Source organism: Mesorhizobium sp. P2_E9 (assembly GCF_056403815.1).
In genome coordinates this window covers 345,372-368,060 of record NZ_JBFUET010000003.1, presented here as the reverse complement: position 1 = coordinate 368,060, position 22,689 = coordinate 345,372, and the positions used below count along the sequence as shown (strand labels likewise).

Annotated in this window: 17 protein-coding genes; all 17 read left to right on the top strand. The window is 64.0% G+C overall.

The annotated features are described in order from the left end of the window. Positions 1 to 29 precede the first annotated feature (29 nt). The 17 genes from AC1D05_RS07785 to AC1D05_RS07705 all read left to right on the top strand — a co-directional run bounded on the left by AC1D05_RS07785 (position 30) and on the right by AC1D05_RS07705 (position 22,618). Positions 30 to 1,484, top strand: coding sequence for a UDP-N-acetylmuramoyl-L-alanyl-D-glutamate--2,6-diaminopimelate ligase (locus AC1D05_RS07785; RefSeq protein ID WP_477439718.1), 1,455 nt, complete (start codon positions 30 to 32; stop codon positions 1,482 to 1,484). Further along, on the top strand, positions 1,481 to 2,914 hold the full coding sequence (locus AC1D05_RS07780; protein WP_477439716.1) for a UDP-N-acetylmuramoylalanyl-D-glutamyl-2,6-diaminopimelate--D-alanyl-D-alanine ligase: 1,434 nt from the start codon (positions 1,481 to 1,483) through the stop codon (positions 2,912 to 2,914). The genes AC1D05_RS07785 and AC1D05_RS07780 overlap by 4 nt, the downstream gene beginning before the upstream one ends. Positions 2,915 to 2,933: 19 nt before the next feature. Beyond that, the gene (gene mraY, locus AC1D05_RS07775; protein ID WP_477439714.1) at positions 2,934 to 4,016 is read left to right on the top strand and encodes a phospho-N-acetylmuramoyl-pentapeptide-transferase; all 1,083 of its coding nucleotides are present in this window, start codon (positions 2,934 to 2,936) and stop codon (positions 4,014 to 4,016) included. Positions 4,017 to 4,025: 9 nt separating this feature from the next. Next, a complete protein-coding gene (murD, locus tag AC1D05_RS07770; protein ID WP_477439712.1) occupies positions 4,026 to 5,426 on the top strand; it encodes a UDP-N-acetylmuramoyl-L-alanine--D-glutamate ligase in 1,401 nt (466 codons plus the stop codon). After that, positions 5,426 to 6,577, top strand: a complete 1,152-nt coding sequence (gene ftsW, locus AC1D05_RS07765) for a putative lipid II flippase FtsW (protein ID WP_027044759.1) — start codon at positions 5,426 to 5,428, stop codon at positions 6,575 to 6,577. Before murD ends, ftsW begins: the two co-directional genes overlap by 1 nt. Position 6,578: 1 nt before the next feature. Next, positions 6,579 to 7,706, top strand: a complete 1,128-nt coding sequence (gene murG, locus AC1D05_RS07760; protein ID WP_477439710.1) for an undecaprenyldiphospho-muramoylpentapeptide beta-N-acetylglucosaminyltransferase — start codon at positions 6,579 to 6,581, stop codon at positions 7,704 to 7,706. Beyond that, complete coding sequence (murC, locus tag AC1D05_RS07755; RefSeq protein WP_477439708.1) at positions 7,703 to 9,103, top strand: UDP-N-acetylmuramate--L-alanine ligase; 1,401 nt, start codon at positions 7,703 to 7,705, stop codon at positions 9,101 to 9,103. The genes murG and murC overlap by 4 nt, the downstream gene beginning before the upstream one ends. Continuing rightward, a complete protein-coding gene (gene murB, locus AC1D05_RS07750) occupies positions 9,100 to 10,065 on the top strand; it encodes a UDP-N-acetylmuramate dehydrogenase (protein WP_477439706.1) in 966 nt (321 codons plus the stop codon). Before murC ends, murB begins: the two co-directional genes overlap by 4 nt. 301 nt (positions 10,066 to 10,366) lie before the next feature. Then, positions 10,367 to 11,293, top strand: a complete 927-nt coding sequence (locus AC1D05_RS07745) for a D-alanine--D-alanine ligase (RefSeq protein WP_027044763.1) — start codon at positions 10,367 to 10,369, stop codon at positions 11,291 to 11,293. Next, positions 11,281 to 12,222, top strand: a complete 942-nt coding sequence (locus tag AC1D05_RS07740; RefSeq protein WP_477439704.1) for a cell division protein FtsQ/DivIB — start codon at positions 11,281 to 11,283, stop codon at positions 12,220 to 12,222. Before AC1D05_RS07745 ends, AC1D05_RS07740 begins: the two co-directional genes overlap by 13 nt. Continuing rightward, complete coding sequence (gene ftsA / locus AC1D05_RS07735; protein WP_064988167.1) at positions 12,219 to 13,526, top strand: cell division protein FtsA; 1,308 nt, start codon at positions 12,219 to 12,221, stop codon at positions 13,524 to 13,526. Before AC1D05_RS07740 ends, ftsA begins: the two co-directional genes overlap by 4 nt. Positions 13,527 to 13,592: 66 nt before the next feature. Then, positions 13,593 to 15,281 (top strand): cell division protein FtsZ, encoded by a 1,689-nt coding sequence (ftsZ, locus tag AC1D05_RS07730; protein ID WP_477439702.1) that lies wholly within the window; start codon positions 13,593 to 13,595, stop codon positions 15,279 to 15,281. Positions 15,282 to 15,561: 280 nt separating this feature from the next. Next, entirely contained in the window at positions 15,562 to 16,512 is a 951-nt protein-coding gene (gene lpxC / locus AC1D05_RS07725) for a UDP-3-O-acyl-N-acetylglucosamine deacetylase (protein WP_477439700.1), read from the top strand. Between the two features lie 263 nt (positions 16,513 to 16,775). Beyond that, on the top strand, positions 16,776 to 17,648 hold the full coding sequence (locus AC1D05_RS07720) for an outer membrane protein assembly factor BamD (protein WP_477439698.1): 873 nt from the start codon (positions 16,776 to 16,778) through the stop codon (positions 17,646 to 17,648). 276 nt (positions 17,649 to 17,924) lie between these two features. After that, complete coding sequence (gene recN / locus AC1D05_RS07715; RefSeq protein ID WP_477439696.1) at positions 17,925 to 19,598, top strand: DNA repair protein RecN; 1,674 nt, start codon at positions 17,925 to 17,927, stop codon at positions 19,596 to 19,598. Between the two features lie 129 nt (positions 19,599 to 19,727). Further along, entirely contained in the window at positions 19,728 to 21,932 is a 2,205-nt protein-coding gene (gene ligA, locus AC1D05_RS07710) for an NAD-dependent DNA ligase LigA (RefSeq protein WP_477439694.1), read from the top strand. Next, positions 21,929 to 22,618 carry a DUF2461 domain-containing protein gene (locus tag AC1D05_RS07705; RefSeq protein WP_477439953.1) on the top strand — a complete coding sequence of 230 codons (690 nt, stop codon included), beginning with the start codon at positions 21,929 to 21,931 and terminating at the stop codon, positions 22,616 to 22,618. The genes ligA and AC1D05_RS07705 overlap by 4 nt, the downstream gene beginning before the upstream one ends. Positions 22,619 to 22,689: the final 71 nt, after the last annotated feature.

Here is a 22,689-nt window from a genome sequence, read left to right as displayed (position 1 = left end):
CGCTATTTTGTTGCGGTGAACGGGACTCGATGAAGCTCAGAGATTTAACCGGTATCCTGCCAGTCGAAGGAACAGCTTCCGCCGATCTGGAGGTTACCGGGATTTCGTCCGATTCCCGCCAGGTAAAACCCGGCGTCCTCTTCTTCGCGCTTGCCGGAACCAAGGCCGATGGCGCGGCTTATGCTGCCGATGCGGCCAAGCGTGGCGCGCTGGCGATCGTGACAGCCAAGGGCAGCTCCGTCGCAGGACTGCCGGTTCAGGTGCTGGCGGTCGATGACCCGCGTCTGGCGCTGGCGCTAAGTGCTTCCCGCTTTTTCGGCAAGCAGCCGCAGACCATGGTGGCGGTGACCGGCACCAGCGGCAAGACCTCGGTCGCCGCCTTCACCAGGCAGATATGGGGGCAGGCGGGCTATGCCGCGGCTTCGATCGGCACCACCGGCGTGGTGGCGCCCGGCCGCAACGAATATGGCTCGCTGACGACGCCCGATCCGGTCGCCCTGCACCAGTTGCTGCGGGAATTGGCCGATGCCGGTGTCACCCACGCCTCGATGGAAGCTTCCAGCCATGGGCTCGACCAGCGCCGGCTTGACGGCGTGAAGCTCGCCGCCGGCGGCTTCACCAATCTCGGCCGTGACCATATGGATTATCATCCGACGGTCGAGGATTATCACCGCGCCAAACTGCGCCTGTTCGACACGCTGCTGCCGAAAGGCGCGCCGGCCGTCGTCTTCGCCGACGATCCGTGGTCGGCGCCGACGATCCAGGCGGCGAAGGCCGCCGGGCTCAAGGTGCTGACTGTTGGCCGCCATGGCGATTTCCTCACGCTGAAGCGGGTCGAGCACGAGCGCCATCGCCAGCGCGCCGAAGTCGAGGTCGACGGCGTGCTTTACGAAATCGACCTGCCGCTGGCCGGCGATTTCCAGATTTCGAACGCGCTGGTCTCGGCGGGCCTTGCCATTTCCACGGGAACACCTGTCGCCAAGGCCTTGGCTGCATTGGAAAAATTGAAGGGCGCGCCGGGTAGGCTCGACCTCGTCGGCACCACCGCCGGCGGTGCGCCGGTCTATGTCGACTACGCCCACAAGCCTGATGCGCTGGAGAATGTGCTGGCCTCGGTGAGGCCGTTCACCACCGGTCGCGTGATGGTTGTGTTTGGCTGTGGCGGCGACCGCGACCGGGGAAAAAGGCCGATCATGGGCGAGATTGCGACCCGGCTTGCCGATGTCGTCATCGTCACCGACGACAATCCGCGCTCCGAAGTGCCTGAGACGATCCGCGCTGCCATTATGGCCGCTGCCCCTGGCGCCATCGAGATCGGCGACCGGCGCAAGGCGATCCATGAGGCTGTCGGCATGCTTCATGCCGGCGATACGCTGATCGTGGCCGGCAAGGGCCACGAGGAAGGCCAGACGATTGGCTCCGAGACCCTGCACTTTTCCGACCACGAGGAAGTCCGCGCCGCGTTGCAGGAGCGTGCCGCATGAGCCTCCTGTGGACCTCCGAGGCGCTGGTTGCCGCCATGGATGGGCGGCCGCTCGGGCCTATGCCCGACGGGATATCGGGGATTTCGATCGACAGTCGCAGCCTGCAGCCCGGTGACGCCTTCTTCGCCATCAAGGGCGAGGTGATGGACGGTCATGACTTCGCCACCGCGGCCATCAAGGCCGGTGCCGGCGTGCTGGTGGTGGCGGAGGGCAGGCTGCCGTCGCTTGGCCGGCTGACGGCGCCGATCATCGTCGTCGAGGACGTGCTGGCCGCGCTGGAAAAGCTCGGTGTCGCCTCGCGGACCCGCTCCCGGGCCAAAATCATCGCGGTCACTGGTTCGGCCGGCAAGACCACCACCAAGGAGGCGCTGCGGCATGTGCTGTCGGCGGTCGGCAAGGTGCATGCCTCGGCGCAGTCCTTCAACAACCATTGGGGCGTGCCGCTGACGCTGGCGCGCATGCCGGATGATTGCGACTACGCCGTGTTCGAGATCGGCATGAACCATCCCGACGAGATCCGGCCGCTGGTGAAGATGGTGCGGCCGCATGTCGCCATCGTCACCATGATCGCGGCCGCGCATCTCGGCTTCTTCCGCAATCTGGATGAGATCGCCAAGGCCAAGGCCGAGATTTTCGAAGGGCTGGAGCCCGAAGGCGCTGCCGTCCTGAACCGCGACGACGCGCGTTTCAAGCTTCTCGACAAGATGGCGCATGCCGCCGGCGTCGAGCATGTCTACGGTTTCGGTGAGAATGCGCGCTCGACCTTCAAGCTGGTCAAATGCGAGCTTCACGCGGACCATTCCGACATCGCCGCCAGGATCGGCGGCCATGATATGATCGCTCGTATCGGTGCGCCCGGCCGGCACATGGTGCAGAACGTGCTGGCGGTGCTGGGCGCGGCGCAACTGGTCGGCGCCGATCTCGACAAGGTAGCATTGGCGCTGGTTGATCTCTCGGCCGAGCGCGGCCGTGGCAAGCGCCATGTGCTGCGGCATCCCGGTGGACCGATCACGCTGATCGACGAGAGCTACAACGCCAATCCGGCCTCGATGGGAGCCGCCATGGCGCTGCTCAACGCCACGCCGGTGACGGGCGAGGGCCGCCGCATCGCTGTGCTCGGCGACATGCTGGAACTCGGTGATCACTCGGCCAAGCTGCACGCCGCCCTTGCCGATCTCATCGTCGGCACCGGCACGCAGACGGTCTTTCTCGGTGGTCCCGACATGCGGGCGCTGGCGGAAGCGCTGCCGGGCGATATCAAGACGGAATACCGCGCCGGCGTCGAGGAGCTGAAGCCGGTGCTGCTTGCCGCGCTGAAGCCGGGCGACGTGGTGATGATCAAATCGTCGAAGGGCATCGGTTTTGCAAAGCTGGTCGATGCGCTGCTGGGCAAGTTCCCGGCTCAATCAACAGCCAACAGTCAGACCTAACGTCGGGGGACGAAAGCGCATGTTTACACTGCTGGTCGATTTCGCGGACAAGATTTCGGTCTTCAATGTCTTCCGCTACATCACGTTCCGTACCGGCGGGGCGCTGATCACCTCGGCGCTGATCGTCTTCATCTTCGGGCCGACCATCATCAATTCGCTGCGGCTCAGGCAAGGCAAGGGCCAGCCGATCCGGGCCGACGGACCGCAGACGCATTTCAAGAAGGCCGGCACGCCGACCATGGGCGGGCTGATGATCCTGTCCGGCATTATCGGCTCATCGCTTTTATGGGCGAACCTGTCGAGCATCTATGTCTGGGTGGTGCTCCTGGTGACGCTGGGCTTCGGCTCGATCGGCTTCTATGACGACTATCTGAAGGTGACCAAGCAGTCGCATCTCGGTTTTTCCGGCAAGGCACGGCTGGCGCTTGAATTCGTCATTGCCGGCATCGCCGCCTGGGTGATCATGCATAACGGCCAGGCGCCGTTCTCGTCGTCGCTGACATTCCCCTTTGCCAAGGAATTCATCATCAATCTCGGCTGGTTCTTCATTCCGTTCTCCTGCTTCGTCATCGTCGGCGCCGGCAATGCGGTGAACCTGACGGACGGCCTCGACGGGCTGGCGATCGTGCCGATCATGATCGCGGCGGCGTCCTTCGGCGTCATCGCCTACCTCTCCGGCAACGCGGTGTTCGCCGAATATCTGCAGATCCATTTTGTTCCCGGCACCGGCGAACTGGCTGTCGTGCTGGGCTCCGTCATCGGCGCCGGCCTCGGGTTTCTCTGGTTCAACGCACCGCCGGCGGCGATCTTCATGGGCGACACCGGTTCGCTGGCCATGGGCGGCCTGATCGGCACGGTTGCGGTCGCCACCAAGCACGAGATCGTGCTGGTCATCGTCGGCGGATTGTTCGTGGTCGAGATTCTCTCGGTCATCATCCAGGTTGGCTACTTCAAGATGACCGGTAAGCGCGTGTTCCTGATGGCGCCGATCCACCATCATTTCGAAAAGCTCGGCTGGACCGAAAGCCAGGTGGTGATCCGCTTCTGGATCATTGCCGTCATCCTGGCGCTGGTCGGCCTCTCCACACTGAAGCTCAGATAGGAAACCTCCTTGATTCCCGCCGCATCCTTCACAGGCAAGCACGTTTCGCTCTTCGGGCTCGGTGGCTCGGGGATTGCGACCGCGCGGGCATTGATCGAGGGGGGGGCGGACGTTCTGGCCTGGGACGATAATCCCGACAGCGTCGCCAAGGCGGCCGCCACCGGCATCGCCACAGCCGATCTGCGCGGCGCCGACTGGGCGAAATTCTCGGCCTTCGTGCTGTCGCCCGGCGTGCCGCTGACGCATCCCAAGCCGCATTGGACGGTGGAACTGGCGAAGGGTGCCGGTGTCGAGGTGATCGGCGACATCGAACTTTTCTGCCGCGAGCGGATTTTGCAGGCGCCGACGGCGCCTTTCATCGCCATCACCGGCACCAACGGCAAGTCGACAACGACGGCGCTGACAGCGCATATCCTCAAATCGGCGGGCCGCGACACCCAGATGGGCGGCAATATCGGCCGCGCGGTGATGACGCTCGATCCGCCGAAGCCTGACCGGCACTATGTCGTCGAATGCTCGTCCTATCAGATCGATCTTGCGCCCTCGATCAACCCGACGGCCGGCATCCTGCTCAATCTGACGCCGGATCATCTCGACCGCCACGGCACCATGCAGCACTACGCTTCGATCAAGGAGCGGCTGGTGGCGGGGAGCGAGACGGCGATCATCGGCATCGACGATTCCTGGTGCGCGCAGATCGCCGAGCGGCTGGAGCGGGCAGGGCGACAGGTCATCCGCATTTCCAAGCGGCTGCCGCTGACCGATGGCTATTTCGCCGACGGCACCAATCTGATGGAAGCCGTGCACGGCCGCTACAGCAAGGTCGCCTTCCTCGAAGGCATCGGCTCGCTGCGCGGCCAGCACAATGCCCAGAACGCGCTTGCCGCGGTCGCCGCTTGCCTCAAAGTCGGGCTCGACCTCGGCGAAATCCAGTCTGGGCTCGAAAGCTTCCCGGGTCTCGCCCACCGCATGGAGCAGGTCGGCCGCAAGCACCATGTGCTGTTCGTCAACGATTCCAAGGCGACCAATGCCGATGCGGCGGCACCAGCCCTGTCGAGCTTTCCGCGCATCTACTGGATCGCCGGTGGTCTGCCCAAGGAAGGCGGCATCGAACCGTTGCGCGGCTTCTTCCCGCGCATCGCCAAGGCCTATCTGATCGGCGAGGCGGCGCCTGCCTTTTCGGCGACGCTGGGCGAGGCGGTGCCTTACGAGATATCGGGCACGCTGGCCGCGGCGGTCGAGCATGCCGCGCATGATGCGGCCAAGGACGACAGCGGCGAGGTGGTGGTGCTGCTGTCGCCGGCCTGCGCCAGTTTCGACCAGTTCAAGAATTTCGAAGTTCGCGGCGAAGCCTTCAGGCAAGCTGCGAATGCTATCGAGGGTGTGAAACCCATCGGAGGGGCACGATAATGCAGAGCCGTCTCGATAAAAGTCCTGTCGCAACCTGGTGGTGGACGATCGATCGCTGGTTCCTGGCGGCGTTCCTGTCGCTGATGGGGCTCGGCATCGTCTTGTCCTTCGCAGCCAGCCCGGCGGTGGCCGAACGCATCGGCCTCGACAGCTTCCACTTCGCCACCAGGCAGATCATCTTCACCGTGCCGGCGCTCGGTGTGATGCTCGCCGTCTCCTTCCTCGATTCCAGGCAGATCCGGCGCATGTCGTTGATCATGCTGTGCCTGATGCTGGTGCTGATGGTGGCGGTGCTTTACATCGGCGTCGAGGTGAAGGGCGCGCGGCGCTGGGTCTCGCTCGCCGGCCTGTCGATCCAGCCGTCGGAATTCCTGAAGCCGGCCTTCGTCATCATGTGCGCCTGGCTGTTCGCCGAGCACAAGCGCCAGCCCGACATTCCGGGCAATCTGTTCGCCATGCTGCTCCTGGTGCTGGTCGTGTCGCTGCTGGTGGCGCAGCCTGACCTCGGCCAGACCATGCTGACGACCGGCACCTGGGGCATCATGTTTTTCATGGCCGGGCTGCCATGGCTGTGGATCATCGTGCTGGGTGCCGCCGGCGTCGGCGGCGTTTTTGCCGCCTATACGGTGTTCCCGCACGTTGCCCTGCGCATCGACAAGTTCCTCACCGGCGAAGGCGACACCTTCCAGGTCGACATGGGGCGCGACGCGCTGATCAATGGCGGCTGGTTCGGCGTCGGGCCGGGCGAGGGCACGGTCAAGCGGGTCATCCCCGACAGCCATGCCGACTTCGTCTTCTCGGTCGCGGGCGAGGAGTTCGGGCTGATCATGTGCTTCTTCATCATGTCGATCTTCGCCTTCATCGTGCTGCGCGGCCTCAACACTGCGCTCAAGGAACATGATGATTTCACCCGCTATGCGGTCGGCGGCCTCGTCACCGTGTTCGGCCTGCAGGCCGTCATCAACATGTGCGTCAACCTGCAGCTGGTGCCGGCCAAGGGCATGACGCTGCCCTTCATCTCCTATGGCGGCTCCTCGCAGATCGCCATCGCCATTTCGATGGGCATGGTGCTGGCGCTGACACGCAAGCGGCCGGAAAAGCGCAAGCAGATGGGCTTCACCCTGCCGCAGCGCGCCATGCCGGCGGAGTGACATGGCGAGGGGTGTCATCCTTCTCGCGGCGGGCGGAACCGGCGGGCATCTGTTTCCGGCCGAGGCGCTGGCGCATGAGCTGATCGAGCGCGGCTGGTCGGTGCAACTGGCAACCGACGACCGCGCCGAGCGGTTTGCCGGCCACTTCCCGGCTGCCGCCATCCATCCGATCCAGTCGGCGACGATGGGTTCGAAAAATCCCATCGCCGTGCTTGGCGCCTTCTGGAAAATCTGGCGCGGTGTGCGCCAGGCCTCCGCCATTATCGGCCGGATCAAGCCGGATGCCGTGGTCGGCTTTGGCGGCTATCCGACCTTGCCGCCGCTCTATGCGGCGACACGGCGCAAGGTGCCGACGCTGATCCATGAGCAAAACGCGGTGATGGGGCGCGCCAACCGGGCGCTTGCCGGTCGCGTCGACGCCATCGCCGGCGGCTTCCTGCCGCAGGATACGAGTGCCATCGGTGAAAAGACGGTGACGACAGGCAATCCGGTCAGGCCGGCGGTGCTGGAGGCGGCCAAGACGCCTTACGCGGCGTCGACCGGCGAGGAGCCTTTCCGCCTGCTGGTGTTCGGTGGCAGCCAGGGCGCGCAATTCTTTTCCGATGCCATGCCGGGGGCCATCGGGCTGCTTTCCGATGCGCAGCGCAAGCGGCTGGTCATCACCCAACAGGCTCGCGCGGATGACGTGGCGCGGGTGAAGGCGGCCTATGCCACGCTTGGCGTCGCCGTCGAGGTCTCGCCCTTCTTCACCGACATGGCGGCGCGTATCGCCGCGGCGCATCTGGTGATCTCGCGTTCAGGCGCCTCGACCGTGTCGGAGATCGCCGTCATCGGCCGGCCGGCGCTGCTGGTGCCCTATCCCTATGCGCTCGACCACGACCAGGCGGCGAATGCTGCCGCCCTTGCTGCTGCCGGCGGCGGCGAAGTGCACCCGCAATCGACGCTGTCGCCCGAGCGCATTGCAACCCTCATTGGCGGGCTGATGGACAATCCCGGGCGGCTGGCGGCGATGGCCGCGGGCGCGAAGTCGGCCGGCAGGCCGGACGCGGCACGGTTGCTCGCCGATCTCACAGAGGCTATTGCGTCCAGAAAAACCGTTACGGATTTCAGGAAGGGGACGCACCCATGAAGATGCCGCAGACCATCGGCCTTGTGCATTTCATCGGCATTGGCGGCATCGGCATGAGCGGCATCGCCGAAGTGCTGCACAATCTCGGCTACAAGGTGCAAGGGTCCGACCAGGCCGACAGCGCCAATGTACAGCGGCTGCGCGACAAGGGCATCGAATGCTTCGTCGGCCACAAGGCCGAGAATCTCGGCGATGCCGAGGTGGTGGTCGTCTCGACGGCGATCAAGAAGACCAATCCGGAGTTGAAGGCCGCGCGCGAAAAGCTGCTGCCGATCGTGCGCCGTGCCGAGATGCTGGCCGAACTGATGCGCTTCCGCCAGGCCGTCGCCATCGGCGGCACGCACGGCAAGACGACGACGACCTCGATGGTGGCGACGCTGCTCGAAGCCGGCGGGCTCGACCCGACCGTCATCAATGGCGGCATCATCAACGCCTATGGCACCAATGCTCGCATGGGCGACGGCGAATGGATGGTGGTCGAGGCCGACGAGAGCGACGGCACTTTCCTGAAGCTGCCGGCGGAGATCGCCGTGGTCACCAACATCGATCCCGAGCATCTCGACCACTATGGCACCTTCGACAAGGTGCGCGAGGCGTTCCGCCAGTTCGTCGAGAACGTGCCGTTCTATGGCTTTGGCGTGATGTGCACCGACCACCCGGAAGTGCAGGCGCTGGTCGGCCGCATCGAGGACCGCCGCGTCATCACCTATGGCGAGAACGCGCAGGCCGATGTGCGCTTCACCAACCATCGCATGGCGGGCGCGACGTCCGAGTTCGACGTGGTGATCCGCGACCGCAAGACCGGCGCCCAGAAGACGATTTCGGATCTGCGCCTGCCGATGCCCGGCCGTCACAATGTCTCCAACGCAACGGCGGCGATAGCCGTCGCGCATGAGCTCGGCCTGTCCGCCGAGGCGATCAAGAAGGGCCTGTCGTCCTTCGCCGGCGTCAAGCGCCGTTTCACCCTGACCGGCTCGTGGAACGGTGTCGATGTGTTCGACGATTATGGCCACCATCCGGTCGAGATTTCGGCGGTGCTGAAGGCGGCGCGCAGCGCCACCAAGGGGCGCGTCATCGCCATTGCCCAGCCGCACCGCTTCACGCGGCTGCACGATTTGTTCAACGAGTTCTCCGCCTGCTTCAACGACGCCGACACGGTGATGGTCGCGCCGGTCTACGCGGCCGGCGAAGACCCGATCGACGGCGTCACCTCGGACGAACTGGTGTCGCGCATCCGCGCCGGCGGTCATCGCGACGCGCGCTACATCGAGGGTCCGGCGGCGATCGCGCCAATTATTCGCGACCTGGCCAAGCCCGGTGACTTCATCGTCTTCCTCGGTGCCGGCAACATCACCCAATGGGCCTACGCTCTGCCCAAGGAGCTTGCCGCCTCATGATGCACGGCCAGGCCTTGATCGACAAACTCGGCGACAAGCTTGCCGGCCTGCGCGGCCGGCTGACGCCGAATGCCGAGATGGACAAGATCACCTGGTTCCGCGCCGGCGGTTTGGCCGAGGTGCTGTTCCAGCCGGCGGACGAGGAAGACCTTGCCGCCTTCCTGCGCGCGGTTCCCGAAGAGATTCCGCTGACCATTGTCGGCGTCGGCTCCAACCTGCTGGTCAGGGATGGCGGCATTCCGGGCTTTGTCATCCGGCTTTCGGCCAAGGGCTTTGGCGAGGCCGAAATCGTTTCGCCGATCAGGATCAAGGCCGGCGCCGCGACGCCTGATAAGCGCGTGGCGGCCTTGGCGCTGGAAGCGGGCATTGGCGGCTTCCATTTCTATCACGGTATTCCGGGCGCCATTGGCGGGGCATTGAGGATGAATGCCGGCGCGAACGGCGTCGAGACGCGCGAGCGCGTCGTCGAGGTGCGTGCGCTCGACCGCAAGGGCAATGTCCAGACGCTGAGCAATGCCGAGATGGGCTACGCCTATCGCCATTCGGCGGCGCCGGCCGGCCTGATCTTCACCTCGGCGGTGTTCGAAGGCTTTGCCGAGGACAAAGCCACGATCAAGGCGGCGATGGATGCGGTGCAGAACCATCGTGAGACCGTGCAGCCGATCCGCGAGAAGACCGGCGGCTCGACCTTTAAGAATCCCGAGGGCACGTCGGCCTGGAAGGAGATCGACAAAGCAGGCTGCCGCGGCCTGATGATCGGTGGCGCGCAGATGTCGCCGATGCACTGCAACTTCATGATCAACACCGGCACCGCGACCGGCTACGACCTCGAATATCTCGGCGAGACGGTGCGCGCGCGCGTGCTCGAGCATTCGGGCATCCGGCTGCACTGGGAGATCAAGCGCATCGGCAATTTCCGGCCTGGACATGCCGTGCAGGAATTTCTGGGCCAACTGCTTTAGTGCCCGTTGAAGTTCATGTGATGCATGAACTTCAACGCGTTGCCAAAACGCGCAAAACCGTTGCTGCAAAGACTCAGCGAGGCGGTTTTCGCAGCCATTTTCTCACAAAGTGAATCTCTCGGAATCATAAGCACTTGCCAGTGAATCAACTCTCTGATTCTCTGCTCCAAAGCGTTTCCTGATTTGAGTCGTTCGACGCGTTACCCGCGTTTTCCGTCTGGGGGGCAACCTGCCGGGAGACTCGGACTCAATGTTGCGGAAATCTTGGTTTTTGGTCCGCCGTGAGAGGGGATGACGGGGAATGAAAAGCAAGCATGTGGCCGTCCTGCTGGGAGGTTTTTCGTCCGAGCGGCCCGTGTCCCTGTCTTCTGGAAAGGCTTGTGCCGATGCGCTCGAGCAGGAAGGCTACCAGGTCACTCGCGTCGATGTCGGGCGCGATGTCGGCTCCGTGCTTGCCGAGCTCAAGCCTGATGTCGCCTTCAACGCGCTGCATGGCCCGTTTGGCGAGGACGGCACCATCCAGGGCATCCTCGAATATCTCGGCATTCCCTACACCCATTCCGGCGTGCTCGCCTCGGCGCTCGCCATGAACAAGGAGCAGGCGAAGAAGATCGTCAAATCGGTCGGCGTTCCCGTCGCCGAATCGAAGGTCACCAATCGCTTCGCCATCCAGAACAAGCACCCGATGAAGCCGCCCTATGTGGTCAAGCCGGTCAATGAAGGGTCGAGCTTCGGCGTCGTCATCGTGTCCGAAGGACAGTCGCATCCGCCCCAGGTCGTTGGGTCGTCCGAGTGGAAATATGGCGATACCGTCATGGTCGAGCGCTACATCCATGGGCGCGAGCTGACCTGCGCCGTCATGGGCGATGTGGCGCTCGGCGTCTGCGAGATCATCCCGACGGGCCATTCCTTCTACGATTACGATTCAAAATATGTCGCGGGCGGATCAAAACACGAATGCCCCGCAAAAGTTTCACCGAATATTTACCAAAAAATACAGACACTGGCGCTCAAGGCTCACCAAGCTGTCGGCTGTCGGGGCGTTTCCCGGTCGGACTTCCGTTATGACGATCGTCACTCCGAAAATGGCGAGGTTGTATGGCTCGAGGTCAACACTCAGCCGGGCATGACGCCGACGTCTTTGGTGCCTGAAATCGCTGCCCAGGCCGGGCATTCGTTTGGTGAATTGTTGAGTTGGATGGTGGAGGACGCTTCGTGTCTGCGTTGAGATGGGGACAGGGCAAGGGGAAGGGCGCGGCCGTGCCGTCGCTGTTCGGCCTCTCATTGTCGTTTGACCATTTCGTGCTGCCGCGCGTGCTTCGCCGCCCGGTGCGCATCTTGGCGCGCCTGGGCGATGGCGACTTCGAGGCGCCGCGCTTCTCCGTCGCGATCATGTCGGCCGTGCTGCTCGCGTCGAGCGGGGCCTATGGCGCCTATCTCGGCGGCCATGCCGACGGCATTATCCAGAGCATCACCGCCCGAACCGGCTTTGCCGTCGATCAGGTCAAGGTGGTCGGCAACCGCCAGACCTCCGAGATCGACATTCTCGACAGGCTCGAACTCGACGGCTGGACCTCGCTGATCGGCTTCGATGCCGAGGCTGCGCGTGAGCGCATTTCCGGCCTGCCATGGATCGAGGTCGCGGCGGTGCGCAAGGTCTATCCACACACGCTGGAAGTGCGTGTCGAGGAGCGCGATGCCTTCGCGCTCTGGCAGCAGGGGAATGATCTCTCGGTCATCGAAAAGGATGGCGCCGTCATCGCGCCGTTCTCCGGCGGCAAGCAGGTGCTGCTGCCGCTGCTGATCGGCGACGGTGCGCCAGCCAAGGCGCCGGACTTCCTGGCCAAGATCGAAAAATATCCTGATCTCGCAAGTCGGGTCAAAGGCTATATTCGCGTTGGCGATCGGCGCTGGGACCTGAAGCTGGACAACGGCATCACCGTCAAGCTGCCTGAGGACGATGAGGACCAGGCACTCGCCGAACTCGTCAAGATGGACAAGGACAAAGGGCTTCTGTCGCGCGACATCGCTGCTGTCGACATGCGCCTTACAGACCGGCTGGTCGTGGAGTTGACGCCCGAAGCGGCGACTCAACGCGAGGCCGCGCTCAACGAGAAGCCGAAGACCCTCAAGCGCAAGTCGGAGACCAAAATATGAGCTGGCTTGGCGGTTCAGGCGATGCCTCGTCGCGCCGGTCCGGCACTCTGACGGTGCTGGATGTCGGCTCGAACAAGGTCTGCTGCATGGTGGCCAAGCTCAAGCCGAACGATGACGGCAAGCTGTTGCGCGGCCGCTCGCACCGGATCCAGGTGATCGGCATCGGCCATCAGAAGTCGCAAGGCGTGAAGTCGGGCGTGGTCGTTGATCTCGACCGCGCCGAACATGCCATCCGGCTATCCGTCGACGCCGCAGAGCGCATGGCGGGGCTGACGGTCGATTCGCTCATCGTCAACATGACCGCCGGCCGGCTGAAGAGCGAAAGCTTCTCGGCGACCATCAATCTTGGCGGCCACGAGGCCGACGAGGCCGACATCAAGCGCGTGCTCGGCGCCGGCGCCAAGCAGGCGCTCAAGGCCGAGCGCGAGGTGATCCATTCGCTGCCCGTCGGCTTCTCACTCGATGCTGAGCGCGGCGTGCGCGATCCGCGCGGCATGGTCGGCGATGCGCTTGGCGTCGATATGCATGTGCTGACCGGTGACGCAGCACCCATGCGCAACTTGGAACTCTCCATCAACCGCTCGCATCTGTCGGTCGAGCGCATGGTGGCGACGCCCTACGCCAGCGGGCTGGCGGCGCTTGTCGACGACGAGCTGGAACTGGGTGCTGCCTGCATCGACATGGGCGGCGGCACGACGACCATCTCGGTGTTTTCGGAAGGCAAGTTCGTTCATGGCGACGCCATCGCCATCGGCGGCAACCATGTCACGCTTGATATGGCCAAGGGGCTTTCGACGTCGCTCGACGCCGCCGAGCGGCTCAAGGTGATGCATGGTTCGGCGCTGCCGGGCAGTGCCGACGACCGCGACCTGGTCTCGATCCAGCCGATCGGCGATGACGGCGACGTGCCGCTGCAGATCCCGCGTTCTGTGATGACGCGCATAGTGCGCGCCCGCATCGACGAAACGCTCGAACTCTTGCGCGACCGGCTGAACAAGTCCGGCTACGGCAATGCCGTCGGCAAGCGCGTCGTGCTCACCGGCGGCGCCAGCCAGCTGGCCGGCCTGCCGGAGGCGGCTCGCCGCATCCTGGGACGCAATGTGCGCATCGGCCGCCCGCTAGGCGTGGCCGGCCTGCCCGAAGCGGCGAAGGGACCGGCTTTCTCGGCCGCCGTCGGGCTTCTGATCTATCCGCAGATGGCGAGTTTCGAGAGCCATCCGGCGAAAGGCATTTCCGGTCTCAGGATGACCGGAACGGGTGGAAAACTGCATCGCATGAGTCAGTGGTTGAGAGACAGTTTCTAATTGACGGGGACAGCCCCATAGGCGGCCGCGGCGGCGAAGCGGCGTGAAAGGCAAAGGACGGAGACAATGACCATCAATCTGCAGAAGCCGGACATCACCGAGCTTAAGCCGCGCATCACCGTTTTCGGTGTCGGCGGCGGCGGCGGCAATGCCGTGAACAACATGATCACCGCCGGTCTGCGCGGTGTCGAGTTCGTCGTGGCCAACACCGACGCGCAGGCGCTGACCATGTCGAAGGCCGCCCGGCTGATCCAGCTCGGCGCGCATGTCACCGAGGGGCTCGGTGCCGGATCGCAGCCGGAAGTCGGCCGCGCGGCGGCTGAAGAGTGCATCGATGAGATCCTCGATCATCTCACCAACACCCATATGTGCTTCGTCACCGCCGGCATGGGCGGCGGCACCGGCACAGGTGCTGCTCCGGTCGTTGCCCGCGCAGCGCGCGAAAAGGGCATCCTCACCGTCGGCGTCGTCACCAAGCCGTTCCACTTCGAGGGCCAGCGCCGCATGAAGACGGCCGATTTGGGCATCGAGGAACTGCAGAAATGCGTCGACACGCTGATCGTCATCCCCAACCAGAACCTGTTCCGGCTGGCCAATGACAAGACCACCTTCGCCGATGCCTTCGCCATGGCCGACCAGGTGCTCTATTCCGGTGTTGCCTGCATCACCGACCTGATGGTCAAGGAAGGCCTGATCAACCTCGACTTCGCCGACGTGCGTTCGGTGATGCGCGAGATGGGCAAGGCGATGATGGGCACCGGCGAAGCTTCGGGCGAGGGCCGTGCAATGGCCGCCGCCGAGGCAGCGATCGCCAACCCGCTGCTCGACGAGACCTCGATGAAGGGCGCCAAGGGCCTGCTGATCTCGATCACTGGCGGCCGCGACCTGACCCTGTTCGAGGTCGACGAAGCGGCGACCCGCATCCGCGAGGAAGTCGATCAGGACGCCAACATCATCCTGGGCGCCACCTTCGACGAGGAGCTCGAAGGCGTCATCCGCGTCTCGGTGGTTGCGACCGGCATCGACAAGTCGGCGGCTGAAATCGCCGCGGCACCCATCTCGATCCGTGCCGCTCCGCCGAAGCCGGCCGGCCGTCCAGCCGTGGCCGCCGTGGAAAGCCGCCCGGCACCGGTCCAGCAGCCTGTCTATGAGCCGCGGGCCGCCGACCCGGTCGCTGAAGCCATCCAGCTCGCCGAGGCAAACGCCGCGGCCATGGCGCAGGCTCGTCCGGCTCCGATCGCCCATGCGGACGATTTCCGCCCGCAGAGCAAGATCTTCCAGGCACCCCCGGCACAGCCGCAGCCAATGCCGCAGCCGGTCGTCCAGCAGATGATGCAGCCGGCCCCGCAGCCGCGCGAAATGCTGCGTGAGGTGCAGCAGCCGGTGGCGATGGCGCCGCAGCGCATGCCGCGCGTCGAGGACTTTCCGCCGGTCGTGAAGGCCGAGGTGGATGCCAAGAGCCGTCCGGTCGACCATGAGAACAATAGCGGACCGATGGGCCTCTTGAAGCGCCTGACCAATGGCCTGACCCGCCGCGAAGAGGAGCCTGCGCGGCTGCAGCCGGCGCAGCCGCGCGAGCCCAAGCTGCGCCAGGCCGCCCCCGAAGTGCGCCGTCTCGCCAGCCAGGACGCTCAGCTCTACGCGCCGCGTCGCGGCCAGCTGGATGACCAAGGCCGCCTGACGCCGCAGACCCGGGCGACTCAGGACGACGATCAGCTGGAGATTCCGGCGTTCCTGCGCCGCCAGGCCAACTGAGCGGTTAACGGACTGTAACATTTGTTAACAGGCAGGCAAGGAATTGCTTGCCTGTTAACATTTTAAATGGTGCAAAATCAAAGGGTTATAATATCGAGCTCGCTCCGGATTGCGGTTACAGAGGGTAAGAAACCGTGATTTGGAGTCTCCCTGCCAGGACACTATCTTCGCTGCCTACCATAGTCGGTGTGCCGGGATTTCGGGGGAAGTGACCCTGCCTGCCGATTTAACAAGAGCCGCGCCCTCGGGCTGGAGAAGCGGACCTAGGCATATCGGGCTTATGGGGATTGTCTTGCACGACTATCAGACGACAGTGAAGACGCGCGCGTCGCTTACGGGCACCGGCGTCCACAGTGGCAAAGAAGTTTCCATCAGTTTCCTGCCAGCGGATGCCGATACCGGCATCGTGTTCCAACTTGTCAACGGAGCAGAGCAGGGCCGCGAGTTCCGCGCCCTGGTTGCCGAGGTCGGCGCCACCGATTTGTGCACCATGCTTGGCGATCCCGCGGGCGAGCACATCGCCACGGTCGAGCACATCATGGCCGCGCTGTTCGGGCTCGGTATCGACAATGTCCTTATCGAGATCGACGGTTCCGAAGTTCCGATCTTCGATGGCAGCGCCATGGCGTTCGTGGAGGCCATCGATCAGGCGGGCATCGAGACGCTGTCGGTCAAGCGTCGCTACATCAGGGTCATCAAGCCGGTTCGTATCGAGAACGGCGCCTCGTGGGCTGAGTTCAGGCCCTATGACGGTACGCGTTTCGAGATCGAGATCGATTTCGAAAGCCCGGCAATCGGCCGCCAGCTGTTTGCCTCCGACCTCAATGCCGATATTTTCCGCCGCGACATCGCGCGGGCGCGCACCTTCGGCTTCATGAAGGATGTCGAGCGGCTGTGGGCCGCCGGCTATGCGCTTGGATCCTCGCTGGAAAATTCGCTGGTGATCGGGGACGACAACCGCGTCATCAACATGGGCGGCCTGCGCTATCCCAACGAATTCGTACGCCACAAGACGCTGGACGCCATGGGCGACCTGGCGCTGGCCGGAGCCCGTTTCATCGGCTGCTTCCGCTCCTATCGCGGTGGCCACAGGATGAACGCCGCGGCGCTGCGGCGCCTGCTGTCGGACCGCACGGCGTTCGAGATCGTCGAGACGACACGCCGCGAGCGTGGCCGCGCGGCAGAGATGAGCGCCGTCAATGCGCCGCTCTACGCGCCCTGGATGATCTGATTCCTTAACGTTTTTCGGATTCCATGCGGGATGGCAGGTGTGGCATCAATGCACCACCATCCAGCGAAATTGCATGGATTCTCCGGCTCTGTCCGACCGCCACAAAAATGTGCGATTGGCTAGACATAGCGTTGCCGGGCAAGGCGGTTATGGTTTATGGCTGCTGCCGTCGGTTAGTGCATGTCGCTCAAAAGTGGGGACCAGTTTTGGGACAACAGCATGCAAGAGGCATTAAAATAACGCCGAAAGGGCGCAATCCAATCATGTTCTTCAAGAGAGCCGGTCAATCGAAGGCGCCCCAGCGGTCTGTTATCCTGGCGCTTTCGCTGGTTGTTCCATCGCTCTTTCTGTCGGCCTGCATGTCGTCGCCGGAGAAAGACATCAACCTGTCGACCTATGTCGACCAGACCGAGCCGGCCGACGTTCTCTACAATGAGGGCCTCGCCAATCTGAATGCCGGCCGCCTGGACGAGGCGAGCAAGAAGTTCGACGCCGTCGACCGCCAGCATCCCTATTCGGAATGGGCCCGTAAATCGATGGTGATGGGCGCGTTCGCCGACTATCGAAAGGGCAGTTACGACGATGCGATCTCGTCGGCCAAGCGCTATCTGGCGCTTTACCCGTCCACGGATGACGCCGCCTATGCGCAGTACATCATCGGCCTGAGCTACTATCGCCAGATCAAGGACGTGACGCAGGATCAGAAGGAAGCACGCCAGACCGTGCAGACGATGCAGGATCTGGTGACGCGCTGGCCGACGTCGGAATATGTCGACGACGCCAAGGAGAAGATCCGCTTCGCCAACGACCAGCTCGCTGGCAAGGAAATGCAGATCGGCCGCTACTATCTGGAACGCCGCGAGTACATCGCCGCCGTCAAGCGGTTCCGCAACGTGGTGGAGAACTATTCCAACACGCGCCATGTCGAGGAAGCTCTGGCCCGCCTCACCGAAAGCTACTACGCGCTGGGGCTGACCTCGGAGGCCCAGACGGCCGCCGCGGTGCTCGGCACCAACTATCCCGACAGCCCATGGTACAAGGATTCCTACAAGCTGCTGCAGAGCAACGGGCTGGCGCCGCGCGAGAATGCCGGATCGTGGATATCCAAGGCCGGGAAGCTGATCACCGGTGCGTGACCCCTAAGGCGCGTCGCAGCGACGCGCTTTTTCGGATTGATCCGACGCTGAAACAAAAAGATAGTGCGGCGCTGCGACTCCGATTGGTCGCGTGCCGCTCCACAGCGGTTCAGTGGTTTGATTGAAGCGCTGAACCGTTCTATCTCTTGTTGACGCAATTCCGGACGGAAAACCGTTCACACTTTTCCTGGAATTGCTCTGGCTTTTTGTTCTACGCAATTCCTGTGGGAAAACCGTTACGCACTTTTCCTGGAATTGCTTGAGGTCCGGGTTCTGATGCTTTCCAGACTGTCGATCCGCGATATCGTCCTGATCGAGAAGCTGGATATCGACTTCCAGCCCGGCCTTTCCGTGCTGACCGGTGAAACCGGCGCCGGCAAATCCATCCTGCTCGATGCCTTGTCGCTGGCGCTCGGCGCGCGTGGTGACGCCTCTTTGGTGCGCCACGGCGCGGCACAGGGCCAGGTCATTGCCGTGTTCGACGTGCCGCGCAACCATCCGGTGCGCGCGCTGCTTGTCGAAAACGCCATCGAGGATGATGGCGACATCATCCTGCGCCGCGTGCAGACGGCGGACGGCCGCACCCGCGTCTTCGTCAACGATCAGCCATCCAGCGTCACCCTGATGCGCGATGTCGGCCGTGCGCTGGTCGAGATCCACGGCCAGCACGATGAGCGCGCTTTGGTCGATCCCGGCGCCCACCGCGACGTGCTCGACGCCTTTGGTGGTCATCTTGGCGCCGTTCGCTCGACCGGCGAGGCCTGGCGGCACTGGCGCGGCTGTGAACAGGAGCTTACACGCCACCGCGCAAAGGTGACGGCCGCTGCGCGCGAGGCCGACTATCTGCGTGCCGCGGTCGCGGAACTGACCAAGCTCGATCCGCAGCCCGGCGAGGAAACGGAACTGGCGGAATTGCGCGCTCACATGATGCGCGCCGAAAAGATCGCTTCCGAAATCCATGATGCGCAGGATGTGCTGTCCGGCCCGTCCTCACCCTTGCCGCAACTGGCCAGCCTGCTGCGACGGCTGCAGCGCAAGGCGACGGAGGCGCCCGGCCTGCTCGAGGATGTGGTCAAGTCGCTGGACGAGGCGATGTTGTCGCTCGACGCGGCGCAGTCGGGCGTGGAAGCGGCATTGCGCGCCACCGAATATGATCCGCAGCGGCTGGAGAAGGCGGAGGAGCGGCTGTTTTCGCTGCGCGCCGCCTCACGCAAGCACAGCGTCGCCGTCGACGATCTGGCGCAACTGCGCGACACGATGGTTGCCGATCTCGCCGATCTCGACGCTGGCGAGGAGCGCCTGCATGGGCTGGAAAAGCAGGCCACTGCCGCACGCGAAGCCTATGATAGTGCCGCCGCGCAGCTTTCCTCGCTTCGCCATGCGGCGGCCGTCGGCCTGACCAAGGCCGTGATGGCCGAACTGCCGGCGCTGAAGCTCGAACGCGCGGCCTTCATCGTCGAGATGAAGAGCGACGCCGAGACCCGCATGGAAGAGGGCATCGACCAGATCGAGTTCTGGGTGCGCACCAATCCCGGCACGCGGCCCGGGCCGATGATGAAGGTGGCGTCCGGCGGCGAGCTGTCACGCTTCCTGCTGGCGCTGAAGGTGGCGCTGGCCGACCGTGGCTCGGCGCCGACGCTGGTCTTCGACGAAATCGACACCGGCGTGGGTGGCGCCGTGGCGGATGCCATCGGCCAGAGGCTGGCGCGGTTGTCGAAGCGCGTGCAGGTGCTGTCGGTCACCCATGCGCCGCAGGTGGCGGCGCGCGCGGCGACGCATTTCCTGATATCCAAATCGGGCAGCACCGACCGCGTGGCGACCGGCATTGCCGAGATGGACAGGACGGCGCGGCAGGAAGAGATCGCCCGCATGCTGGCCGGCGCCACGATCACCGACGAGGCGCGCGCCGCCGCCGAGCGGCTGCTGCGTGAAAATACAAACGCGGCGTAAGAACATCCGGCGTCATGGCCGATTTAGGATATGGGACAGAGTCAGGATATGGCTCCATCCTGCTGTTCAGGAATGATTTTCCCAAAATCCTGATCTATTGTGACGTGCCACCGTTCGGGGGAGAAAAGCATGGCTGAAAAACCTGTCGATTCGCTCAGCGAAAGCGAGGCTGAAGCCGAGCTCCAGCGGCTGGCCGAGGAGATCGCCGGGCACGACCGACGCTACCATACGGAGGACGCGCCCACGATCACGGACGCGGACTATGATGCGCTGCGGCGTCGCAACCTTGCCATAGAGGAGCGCTTTCCTGGCCTGGTGCGCGAGGATTCGCCCTCGCTCCGGGTGGGTGCCGCACCGGCGGAAGGCTTTGCCAAGGTGCGCCATGCGGTGCCGATGCTCAGCCTTGCCAAGGCCTATACCGACGAGGACGTCACCGATTTCATCGACCGCGGCCGGCGGTTCTTCGACCGCGACAAGGATCTCGATATCGCCTTCACCGCCGAACCCAAGATCGACGGGCTGTCGGCATCGTTGCGCTATGAGAAGGGCGTGTTCGTGCAGGGTGCGACGCGCGGCGACGGCGCGGTTGGCGAAGACATCACCGCCAATCTGAGAACCATCGCCGACATCCCCGCGCGGCTGAAAGGCTCGGGCTGGCCCGATACCATCGAGATACGTGGCGAGGTCTACATGACCTATGCGGAGTTCGAGGCGCTCAAGGCGCGCTCGGCCGCGGCCGGCGGCCAGGACTACGTCAATCCACGCAATACGGCTGCCGGATCGCTGCGCCAGAAGGATGCCTCCGTCACCGCCAGCCGCAACCTCAAATTCTTCGCCTATGCCTGGGGCTTCACGACAGCAGATCCGGCGCCGACGCAGTACGAATCGGTGCAAAAATTCGCCGACTGGGGCTTCAAGATCAGCCCTTTGATGGTTCGGGCGAAGTCGGCCGAGGAACTGGTCGCGCATTACCATCTGATCGAGGAGCAGCGCTCGTCGCTTGGCTATGACATAGACGGCGTCGTCTACAAGGTCGACCAGTTGGAGCTGCAGCGCCGCTGGGGTTTCGTCACTGGCGAGCCGCGCTGGGCGGTTGCGCACAAATTCCCTGCCGAACAGGCAATGACGACCGTGCAGAAGATAGACATCCAGGTCGGCCGCACCGGCACGCTGGCGCCGGTCGCGCGGCTTGCCCCCGTCACCGTCGGCGGCGTCGTGGTCGAGAACGTGACGCTGCACAATGAGGACTACATCAAGGGTTTCGACAGCAACGGCCTGCCGATCCGCGACGGCATCGATGTGCGCATTGGTGACACGGTGGTGATCCAGCGGGCTGGGGATGTCATCCCGCAGATCGTCAGCGTCGTCGTCGACAAGCGTCCGGCTGATGCCGTGCCTTATGAATTCCCCCATACCTGTCCGGTTTGCGGGTCGCCGGCCACGCGCGAGATCAACGAGAAGACCGGCAAGGAAGACTCCCGCCGGCGCTGCACCGGCGAGCTGATCTGCGCCGCACAGGCCGTGGAACGGTTGCGCCATTTCGTCTCGCGCGGGGCGCTCGATATCGAGGGTCTGGGCGCCGAAAACATCGACACGTTCTTCAATGCCGGGCTGATCAAGACGGCCGCCGATATTTTCACGCTCAGGGATCGTCGTCCCGCCGTCACCAAGGCGCTGGCCGAGCGGCGCGAGGAGCAGGCGAGGCAGCGCGAGGCGGCATCCGGCAAGACGCGCAAGAATGTGCGCAGCGTCGAGGATCGCAACTATGAGGGCCTCGACAAGCTGTTTGCCGCCATCGATTCGCGCCGCGAGCCGGAACTCGACCGCTTCATCTTCGCGCTCGGCATCCGCCATATCGGCGAGACGACGGCGGCCGTGCTGGCCAAGACCTTTTCCACCATCGAGGAGTTGATCCGCGTCGGCAAGGAGACGGCGGCGGCAGAGGATCCGCACACCGTCTTCCCGTCGGTCAACGGCATTGGCGACACGGTGATCGATGCGCTGCGCGATTTCTTCGGCAACGAGCGCAATGACGACGTGCTCGACAAGCTGCTCGGAGAGGTCAAGCCGAAGCCTTATATCGTCACCGTCTCGGCCGACAGCGAGGTTGCCGGCAAGACCATCGTCTTCACCGGTTCGTTGGAGAAGATGACGCGTTCCGAAGCCAAGGCGATGGCCGAGCGTCTCGGCGCCAAGGTCGCCGGCTCGGTCTCGGCCAAGACCGATCTGCTGGTGGCCGGACCTGGTGCCGGCTCCAAGCTGAAGCTTGCCAGTCAACTCGGCGTCGAAGTCATCGACGAGGACACATGGCTGCAGCGGGTCGGCAAGGCGTGACGGCGTTCAAAGGCTTTGGCCAAAAGGCCATTCCGTTCCTGAAGGCACTGGACTTCCACCAGAGCCGGGAGTGGTTTTTGGAGAACCGCGACCTGTTCGAACAGGAATTGCGCGATCCTCTGGGTGATCTCGTCGACACGCTGACGCAGCGCTTTGCAGAGGCGGGACTCGGTTTGCGCGGCGACCGCAAGAAGTCACTGTTCCGCATCAATCGTGACGTGCGATTCGCCAAGGACAAGCGGCCCTACAACCGGCATGTCTCGGCGATCCTGTCGCCGGATGGCAGCAAGGCCGTGCAGGGCGTGTTCTACGTTCATATCGGGTTGGAGGGCTGCTTTGCCGGCGTCGCCTGGTGGCAGCCGGAGGCAGCGCTGCTGCTGGCGATGCGGCGGGCCATCGAGACGTGGCCCGACCGGTTTCGCGCGATGGTAAAGGCGTTGAAGAAGAACGGCCTCGAGCTTGACGCCGAGGACCGCATGAAGCGTACGCCGCGCGGCTTCGAGCATGTCACGGACGAGGACCTTGTCGCTGCTATCCGCAGCCGGCATTTTGCCGTTCGGCATGCGATTGATCCGGCGGATATTCATGGGCCGGAACTGGTCGAGGAACTCGTCGATTTCACCTTGCGCGCCAAGCCGTTGCTCGACTGGGGCCGGGCGATCGAGGGCAAAATCGCGAAGGACTAAGCCACAGTTCAAGCGCGGCAACGATCATTTCCGCTGATCGTTTGGCTCAAGCGAATTCGTGTGACAAGGCA